The sequence below is a fragment of the Bradyrhizobium sp. genome, from assembly GCF_004799405.1.
In the GTDB taxonomy this organism is placed as follows: Bacteria; Pseudomonadota; Alphaproteobacteria; order Rhizobiales; family Xanthobacteraceae; genus Bradyrhizobium.
Map to the genome: position 1 here is coordinate 26,961 of NZ_SSMW01000082.1, position 9,195 is coordinate 36,155.

Annotated in this window: 7 protein-coding genes and 1 pseudogene; 4 read left to right on the top strand and 4 right to left on the bottom strand. The window is 58.5% G+C overall.

Annotation, left to right across the window (positions count from 1 at the left end; genetic code table 11):
* Positions 1 to 144 precede the first annotated feature (144 nt).
* Complete coding sequence (locus E7813_RS13325; protein WP_291574633.1) at positions 145 to 1,164, top strand: hypothetical protein; 1,020 nt, start codon at positions 145 to 147, stop codon at positions 1,162 to 1,164.
* A gap of 58 nt (positions 1,165 to 1,222) precedes the next feature.
* Here E7813_RS13325 and E7813_RS13330 read toward each other — a convergent pair whose 3' ends face one another.
* The 4 genes and pseudogenes from E7813_RS13330 to E7813_RS13345 all read right to left on the bottom strand — a co-directional run bounded on the left by E7813_RS13330 (position 1,223) and on the right by E7813_RS13345 (position 5,642).
* Positions 1,223 to 1,450 carry an SPFH domain-containing protein gene (locus E7813_RS13330; RefSeq protein WP_363331175.1) on the bottom strand — a complete coding sequence of 76 codons (228 nt, stop codon included), beginning with the start codon at positions 1,448 to 1,450 and terminating at the stop codon, positions 1,223 to 1,225.
* Between the two features lie 355 nt (positions 1,451 to 1,805).
* Positions 1,806 to 2,972 (bottom strand): acyl-CoA dehydrogenase family protein, encoded by a 1,167-nt coding sequence (locus E7813_RS13335; RefSeq protein ID WP_291574637.1) that lies wholly within the window; start codon positions 2,970 to 2,972, stop codon positions 1,806 to 1,808.
* Between the two features lie 94 nt (positions 2,973 to 3,066).
* Positions 3,067 to 4,173, bottom strand: coding sequence for a hypothetical protein (locus E7813_RS13340; RefSeq protein ID WP_291574638.1), 1,107 nt, complete (start codon positions 4,171 to 4,173; stop codon positions 3,067 to 3,069).
* Positions 4,174 to 4,809: 636 nt separating this feature from the next.
* Positions 4,810 to 5,642: pseudogene (locus E7813_RS13345) on the bottom strand (aldehyde dehydrogenase family protein).
* A 398-nt stretch (positions 5,643 to 6,040) separates the two neighbouring features.
* On the opposite strand from E7813_RS13345, the gene E7813_RS13350 reads away from it, so the two are divergent.
* The 3 genes from E7813_RS13350 to E7813_RS13360 are packed head-to-tail and all read left to right on the top strand — an operon-like array spanning position 6,041 to position 8,745.
* Positions 6,041 to 7,447, top strand: a complete 1,407-nt coding sequence (locus tag E7813_RS13350; protein WP_291574639.1) for a pilus assembly protein TadG-related protein — start codon at positions 6,041 to 6,043, stop codon at positions 7,445 to 7,447.
* A gap of 11 nt (positions 7,448 to 7,458) precedes the next feature.
* Positions 7,459 to 8,037 (top strand): TadE/TadG family type IV pilus assembly protein, encoded by a 579-nt coding sequence (locus tag E7813_RS13355; protein ID WP_291574641.1) that lies wholly within the window; start codon positions 7,459 to 7,461, stop codon positions 8,035 to 8,037.
* 12 nt (positions 8,038 to 8,049) lie between these two features.
* Positions 8,050 to 8,745, top strand: coding sequence for a TadE/TadG family type IV pilus assembly protein (locus E7813_RS13360; RefSeq protein ID WP_291574642.1), 696 nt, complete (start codon positions 8,050 to 8,052; stop codon positions 8,743 to 8,745).
* The last annotated feature ends 450 nt before the right edge of the window (positions 8,746 to 9,195 follow it).

Genomic DNA, 9,195 nt, shown 5'->3' on the forward strand with positions numbered 1-9,195 from the left:
CTACGCCAAAAACCCGTCCAAGGGTTCTAGTGTTTCCATAAAGGCGACTTAGCGGGGTGTCAGCGGGACTCCTGGCGACCTTTTGACAACCTAACGACCGACCGGTTAGCGTGCTGTGCAATATTACTTTGCGGGTTCTTCGAAATGTCGATCTATTTGACGGTGATTGTTGCGGTTTCTGCGGGGCTCGCCGCTGTAGCGGCGACATTGATCGGCGTGCGATCTCTCCGTCGCGTAATCCGGGCGTTACGCGGATTCCTTGAAATGCAACGTGCTCTTCTGGCAGCGCAGCGTGGCATACTCGGAGCACAGCGTAGCATGGCCGCAAGTTTGAGGCTGCAAGATTTCTATAACAAGCCGGTGGTCAAAGAGCATATTGCGGCGCTCCGAAGTGACACCGGCTCGTCATCCGGCAGAAGAACGGTGTTGAGTTATCCCACGTCTCGGGCGGTCAGACTGATTTCACCCCGCTTTGTCGGACCCGAGACCGACCTGACTGTCATCTGTACCATCGCGATCGGCGATCAGTATCGGGATAGCGTGCTACCATGCATACAGAGCCAGATCGACTTTGCAGCGCTGCACGGATTTGCGTTTTGCATTTTGGACGATGCGCCGGAACGCGTCGCACGGGCAACGCCCTGGATGAGAATTCCGCTGATTACCAAACTGCTTTTGCAAGGATACGACAGGATCTTGTACATCGACGCGGACGCAATGATCACGAACAAGAATTTTGACGTCCTTCGACTTTTTTCCCGGCTCGAAAACGAAAAAAAATCGATTTTGCTCACAGAAGACGAATCCGGCGTCAACGCTGGGGTAATGTTCATTCGCAACGCCGAGGCGGCACTTCGTGTGTTCGACCTGATCTGGTTAAACAACACCGATGTTCATCACGCATTATTGGAGCAAAATTCTCTTGCCGTTTTGCTGGACGCATCGAATGAGATCAGTTCCACCTTCCTGTTCGAGGAGGATCCAAAGACATTTAACAGTTTTCCAATCGAGAGAGGTCAGTTCCATCCGACGCAACCGCGTCAGATTTGGTCCCACGGCGATTTCATATGCCATTTCTCCGGAATCCGAACGCCGCATCTGGAGCGATACATTGCCGATTACGCAAGTCGTTGCGAACAGTTCCAGGAACATCGGAAAACGTGACTACCACCTCTTGCACGTAGATCGACGCGGAGTGATGTGTCCCGCGGTCGCACTAACGTCAATCGATCCAACAAGCCGCGTAACCGAATTGCAAGACTAGCGTGATGTCCTTGATTTCGACCGCCGTAACCTGGGTACCCCATGGTTCCCTGTGCAGGTCGATCACGTTCTTGATCTGATCATTAATGCTCGCGGTATCCGAGAGCAACTGATCAAGGCTGAACCGGCCTGCCACGTTGCGCACGGTGGTCTGGCTTCTGCTTTGCACTCGAAAGCAGACATGCACCGGCGCGTTTCAGATTCCGACTCCGTTGCCTCAGATTAAATGGTACTGCCGCCCACAGCACGCAGTGGTGATCGCACCCGGTCTGGCTGGCGACGCAGTGCTGATCGCACCCGTCTCCACGCAAATTCCCTGCTATCAGGGAATTTAACAGGGAATTTTGCGATTTTAGGGCTCCGGGAGCCTATTCCGTGGCTAGAAACCAGTGCGCTGCAGCGACTTCTTGCGCAATTCCCTAAGCAAATTAACAGGGAAAGCTTTTCAAAGAACAGGGAAGAAATTAGCTGAATCAGGGAATTGTTCAGCAAGATAGGGGCGTGGTCCAAATTGGCGCCCGGTCTGGCGAACCTTTGCTACTCTAAAGAAACACCTCGGGCGGCACGCCGAGCAGGACCTGCCCGACCGACTCGAAATGGGCGCCGCGTGCCTGGATCTGCTGAGAGAGCGTGTGCATGTCGCGGAAGCGGCGCTCGAACGGGCTGCTCGGGAAGATCGCGTCGACGCCCGCTCCCTTGTAGGCGAAGTCTGCTACCTCGGCCGCACCTTGGATTGCGTTGGTGCAGGCGAGCCGCACGCGGGCCCGATCGGCTACGTCGATCGGCGCCACGTCGTCGGCATGCGCGTAGATCGTGGTGAGCGTCTCGATCAGATAAGCGCGTGCCGCGCCGAGCCGAGCCTCGGCGCGCGCCACGTCGGCCTGCACGACCGTGTTGTCGGCGAGCCGGGCGAGACCGCGCGGCGACTTGCGGGACGCCAACGCGACGAACTCGGACAGCATTGCGCGCGCGATGCCAAACGCCACTGCGGCGACCCCGGTCGCATAGAGGCCCTGCATGGTAAAGGCATACAGCGGGCCGCGCTCGCGGCGCAGCGTCGGATCCTCGCGGGTGCTGCTGAACGCCTCGGACACAAACACGTCGTTGGCGCAATAGGAGTCCGACGCCGTACCGCGCAGCCCGATCGTCTGCCAGGTGTCGAGCAGGGTGACCTCGCTCGCCGGAAACAGCAGCGTGCGGACCGTGGGCTGGCCGAAGCGGTTGAGCCGCAGCGCGCCGTCGGCTTCGACCACATGGCAGTGCGCGCCCATCCACCGGGCCTGCCGGCAGCCGCTGCCAAAATCCCACCTGCCGGTCAGGCGATAGCCTCCGTCAACCGCTGTCGCGCGCGAAGCGTTTGGCGGTCCCCAGGCCACGACGCTGCGCGGATCGGCGAAGACGGCGTGATTGACCGCAGGCTCCAGATAGGCGGCGATCAGGGAGGCGCTGTTGAGGGCGAACGTGTTCCACGCGATCGAGGCGTCGTGCCGGGCGAGTTCTTCGATCGCCGCTACATAGAGCGCGGGCTCCGTCTCGTCGCCGCCCGCCGAGCGCGGCAGCAGCATGCGGAACAGTCGCGAGTCATGGAGCCGCGCCAGCAGCGCCTCGGGGATGCGCCGCGTGCGCTCGATCTCGTCGGCTGAGGCCGCGATCTCCGCCCCGAGCTCGCGGGCGCGGGCGACCGGGTCCCGACTGGTCTGGACGTCCATGCGTCACCTCACTGGCAGGCCATTGCTGCCGACCGCCCGGGCGCTGTCAACTGTCTCATCGGCGGAGAGCTGGTTCAACATGGCGGCACGCGCTCTAGCAGCGCTCGAGAATGGTCAACCCGCGCAACCGGTCGAGCAAATAAAAGAGACCGCGGTCGTCGGTCGTGACGTCGTTGCTCTGGACCCGCTGCGAGCCCTCCGGAACGTCGGGCAGAAAATGGCCGACCTCCCGCGGCCGGCGCGGGTCAGCAATGTCGATGAGGCGCAGCCCGTGGGCGAACCATGCGGCCGGGATCTCGGTTCCGGTCACCTTTTCGCTCGGCTGATGGCAGGCTGTGAACTCCGGTTGCGGCGTGCCGTCGTCAAGGCCGTCGACCTGGAAGCTCGCGAACGGCATCGGGTACCGCTCGTCCGTGATGTCGACGAGCCACAGGCAGGCGGGTGGTCCGGGTGCAACGCGCGCCACGTCCTCATCCGCGACCAGCATGACGCGCCGCCCATGCAGCGGGAAGGGCAGCGGCAAGGTCGTATGCGTCGGACAGGCGAATGGCGGGCTCCAGTCGAGCGAAGAGACGAGGCGTGGCTTTCCCAGGTCGGCGATGTCGAGGATGACGAAGCCGCCGTGCCAATAGCTGGTATAGAGCCGGTCGCCCTGGCGCAGCGGATGATGGCAGCGGTGTGCCGTACCCTGCCAGCTCGGCTCCTCGCCGCCGGCGGTCCATTGTCCGGGCATCCACCAGCGGCCGACCTCGCGCGGGTACGCCGGGTCGCCGAGGTCGAGGATCATTACGATGTTGCCGCGATAGCCCTCCACCGTCGGCGAAATGTAGGCGTGGCGCCCGTCGAAATCGAAGCGATGAACGCCCATGCCTTCGGTCTCCCAGCGGGTGATTTCGCGCGGGCTCGCGGGCTTCGTCACGTCATGGATACCGAGCCCACCGCGAAAATCTTCGGGCGGCGCATTCTTGTCGGCGTTATTGCGCTCGCGATTGATCAGCATCAGCCCATTGTCCACGCGCACCTTGTGCGAATGGGTGCCGGGCGGCATCTCGAGCCGTGCCAGCAGACGCGGATGCGCGGGGTCGGCGATGTCGACGATTGAGGTGCCGGCAGGCGCACGCATGTGGCCGATGAATGCGATCGTGCCCGCAACGACGATCTGGCCGCCGCCCGGGCAATCAAAATATCCGACCTGACGCAAGCCCTTCGCAGAACTCATAGGCGCCTCGTGCCGATGAGCCGCCATCATGCGACAATAATTACGGCGGAGAAAGTCCTGTTGTAACCCGGTCTGCCGGCGGCTGGCCTCAATCTCGAGGGCGGCCCAGTATATCCGTTAAGTTGGCGTCCGTTGTTGGCGCTTAGCCGACTTCAGTTCGCCTAGAAATCGCGCGATCGAGGCGGGACTCGCAATCTTTAACCTGGCAATCGACAGCAAACTTCGCGCCTCTGACCTGGTCAAGCTGTGACTAGACGACATTTGCCTTGGAGCAAATGTCCGGCATCGAGCAACCATCGTGCAAAAGAAGACCGGTCAGCCCGTCCAGTTTGAGATCACGGCGCAATCGAGAAACTCAGTTGAAGGCTAGCTACCAATGCTCCGAACCACTGCATAATTATCTCGCTCGACACCTCACTAGCACGTTTGGTACTGCTGCCCCGAGTCCGAAAGTTGGAGCATCATCTACTACGTCTGAGGAGCGCCAGTTGCACCGCGCGCCCTTGCATCATTCGGCCCGTAGTGACGAGGTTACGTCAGGTTTACGTCGCTTCATGATCACACGCGGCTTGTATTGCAAATAACGCCAATAAGTTTAGCGCACGAGGAAAGAGGCTATCAGCCGAGGTCACCTGGGTCCTCGTCGAGGAGTATCGTCTTTACCTCAAGATAAGGACGAAGGCCTTCGATACCTCCCTCGCGCCCGATGCCAGACTGTTCAAAACCACCGAAAGAAATTGTAGCGTCTGTCCGGTATCCATTGTGACCAACTGTTCCTGAATTGAGCCGACGGCTAACGGAGTAAGCTCGTGCCGAGTCATTGGTGAATACGGAAGCATTCAATCCAAAAACCGTTTCGTTAGCGATACGAATCGCATCATCTTCGCCGTCAGCCGGAATCACGCTCAGAGGACCGAAGATTTCCTCCTGAGCGATCGTCGAACGATTGTCGACGTTTCCGAATACGGTCGGCTCGATGAAAAAGCCGCGATTCAGGTGCGCTGGACGACCTCCGCCCGTCGCTAGAAGCGCGCCCTCCTTACGCCCCTTCGCAATATAGCCTTCGACACGGTCGCGTTGTCGCGCCGTTGCCAGCGGACCCATCTCCATGGCTGTATCATAGGGATCGCCGACGCGTATCTTGCTGAAGGAACCGCTGAGCGCTTCCACGAAGTCATCATGTCGACTACGGTCAACTATTAGTCGCGTTACTGAATAGCAGATTTGGCCCGTCAGGATGCGCGCAGATTTCGAGATTGTTTCCGCCGCCTTTTCGATATCATAATCTTCGAGAATCAGACCGGCCGACTTACCGCCGAGCTCAAGCGTGACGCGCGCCTGCGTTGGCTGCAGATTGACGCTATCCGCCTTCCCGCCGCATTGGAGCCAGTGAAGCTGACCTTGTCGACACGGGGATCCGAGACCAGGGCCTCTGACGGGGAACCTTCTATGTTTCCGGCTCGCTCCTAGATAAATGGTCCGGCAATTGGATCGGGATTGGCGCCGATGACATTGTCACAAGCCGGTCGACCGTCGAAGCCCCGCCAAAAAGCGAGCTTACTTAGTAAGCGCTGACATAGGACTTACAAGAAAGGTTAACGCAAAACTTACAAGATGGTCTGCATTATCCGAATGTTTGTGCTTCATTAGTGATGCCGCCTTAATCTCGTACCGGCGGATTCTCTGGTCCTCCGTGTTCGCGCAATGCGAGTAAGCATTGCTTAACAGCTGATCTTCAGAATTCCGCTCTGCCGAGAGATCGGCGGGGGCTACTCTTCGCCGTTTCCTGTCCGATGCTTGAAATCCAGAATTGCCTCTGCCCCGACCGACGGCGATTAGGATAAAAATTATGCATCGTGTTTGGTTGTATCGCTTCGCTAGAGATCGCAAGGCGAATGTCGCCGTGATCACTGCGCTCACGATGGTTCCGATCATCTTTCTGCTGGGCATGACGCTGGATTTCAGCCAGGCGATGCACAAGAAGGAGCAATTGGACGCGGCTGCCGACGCCGCCGCAATTGCGGCGGTGAGACCCGCCATGCTGATGCAATCCGATACGGTGGCCCAAAGCACCGCTAACGCGATCTTTATGTCAGTGGCAAACAATATTCCCGGCTTGGTCGCGACACCGACGCCCACGATCACCATCACCGATTTGGGACTTCAGCGCACCGTCTCGGTTTCATACAGCGCCGCATCCCTCAATAATTTTCCCAAAGTGCTCGTGAATACCGCGTCGTGGCCGATCAATGGCACGGCGACGGCGCAGGCGGCGAGCGCGCCCAATATGAATTTCTACCTGCTCATGGACGACTCGCCGTCGATGGGAATCGGCGCGACCCTAACCGACATCAACAATCTCATCTCGGCCACTGCGCCCTCGAAACAGTCGGCATCATCCTCGCAGAATTGCGGCTTCGCCTGTCATGAGACCAATATATCTCACGACGGCGGGACCAAGGATAACCTCACGATCGCACGTAACAACAGTATCACCTTGCGGATCGATCTCGTGACAAGTGCCGTCAACCAGTTACTCAATACATGGACGAACTGCCCCCAGTCGGGCATATCGGGCGGCGTCATGCAGTGCATGTCGGCCCTGAACAACACCACATATAAAGCGGCGCTTTATACCTTCGACACCGGCTTGAACACATTAGCGACGCTGACCAGCCCGACGAGCGCCGGAACCCAGGTTTCCAACATTGCGCTGATGTCGATACTCTACCAGAACTGCGTCACTTCATCGTCCTGCAACACCGACTACGGTACCGACATCGCCGGCGCGCTCTCCAGCCTGAACAGCATCATGCCGAACCCAGGCCTTGGCAGCAATTCGACGGGAGACACGCCCCAGGAGGTGGTATTCCTTGTTACCGACGGCGTCGAAGACAAGATCGTCTCAAGTTGCCCCAACGCGACTTTCGCCTCCAACAGTAGATGCCAGCAGCCGCTCGACACGACGATGTGCACCACCATCAAGAACCGGGGAATTAAGATCGCTATCCTCTACACGGAGTATCTGCAACTTATCAATCTCGGTCCCAGCCAAAATATTACGGATAGCTGGTACATGAGCTGGGTTAACCCCTACGACGGTCCAACTTCCGCAACCGGCCAGATCGCGCAGAATCTCCAGGCGTGCGCCTCGCCTGGCTTCTTCTCCGACGTGACAACCGGCGGCGATATCTCGACGGCGCTGACAAACCTTTTCATCAAGGTTGCGTCCAGCACCGCCAGCCTCACGCAGTAAAAAGAACCGTCATGGCCCCAGTGGAATCCGCAAAGGCGACGAGACCCCGCAATCGTTTCGGCGGCTTCATCAGGCACAGCGAGGGCGCCACGGCGGTCGAATTCGCACTGATTGCCGCGCCGTTTCTTGCCTTGATCGCAGGTCTGATCCAGACGTTTCTTCTTTTCTTTGCACAGTCGGTGCTTCAGAACGCGGTCCGGGCGTCAACCCGCCAAGTTCTGACCGGGCAGGTGCAAACCCTGGATGCGAGCCTGAGCTCCGCCGCAGCCATGGCGGCATTTCACCAGACCGTGTGCAATAACGCCAACGTCCTTTTCAACTGCTCGGGCTTGATGGTCGACGTACAGGTTGCCAACAACTGGTCGTCAACCAATATCGCGATGCCGACGTTGACCTATGACAGCAGCGGGAATGTCAACAATAATTGGCAATACAATCCCGGAAATGCAGGCGATATCGTTGTCGTCCGCGTGATGTATCTCTGGCCGGTTTTCTTCGGCCCCCTCGCTTTCAACTGGGGCAACCAAGCTAACGGCAGCCGGGAGATCATGGCATCCGCCGCTTTCCAGAACGAACCGGCCATTCCGTAGGGGGATTAACCTTTGACCGCACCGTTGTTTCGCCTACGGAGATTTCCGACCGCCGCCGATGGCGTCGCAGCGACGGAGTTCGCCATTGTAGTGCCGTTCATGCTGGTGTTGTTGGTCGGCGGCGCCGAACTCGGAGACGGAATGGCGATCAACGTCAAGGTCAGCGCCACTGCACATTCTGTCGCCGACATGGTCACGCAGAACACGTCGCTCAGCACGGCCTCGATGCAGAACATTCTGACCGGTGCGACCTCCATCATTGCACCGTATCACGTCGACAATGGCCAACTCCTGATTACGGTGTCCGAAGTCTCCAGCGACGCCAATGGCAACCTGACCCTTCGATGGAGTCAGTCATACAACGGATCAAGCTTTGGAGCGGGAAGGACCAGTTTGGGCACAAACGGACTCTACGCAGCCCTGACACGGCCGGCATCGCTCAACGGAACGGTGGGCAATGCAAACAATGCCAACAATCAAAACGACCAGGTTTCGTTCATCGTGAGTGAAGTCAGCTACGCCTTTACACCCAATCTCGGGTACACGATCAGCGGGACTGTCAATCTTGGGGACAGCTATTGGCTGTTTCCGCGCTGTTCGACCAACAGCCCCGCGAACTCGAGCGGCCCGGCGTACTACGACGTCAAATTCTCGACCTCGACGACGACGTGCACCTGTACCCAGCATTTGCAGCAAAAGACCTGTTAGCTCCGCGAGAAGCTGCGCTGCGTTACTCCCGCTTCTTTGTTCATTACTTGGCAGCGCCTGCGGAGCCTGGTCACCGCGTTTTCATACAGCCAGGGTCACTAGCGGAAGTGACAGCACTTCCATGAAATGTGCTTTGCATCCTGCTGCCGCCCACAGCACGCAGTGGTGATCGCACCCCGTCTCCGGCCGGCGTCTCTCAAAAACGGGAATATTTCAAATATTCATCAGAGAATTTCGGCAATTTCGCCCAGAGATTGCGCAAATCCGGAGGCTAGAGACTGGCCCATGGCCTGCCAAAAACCCCTATTTTCAGGGGTATTCGACATTTATTTGTATACCATCTCAAGTTGAGCGACTGCTTGGCTGGCGACGCAGTGCTGAGCGCACCCGTCTCCAGCCAAATTCCCTGCTAACAGGGAATTTAACAGGGAAATTTGCGAATTTAGTAGG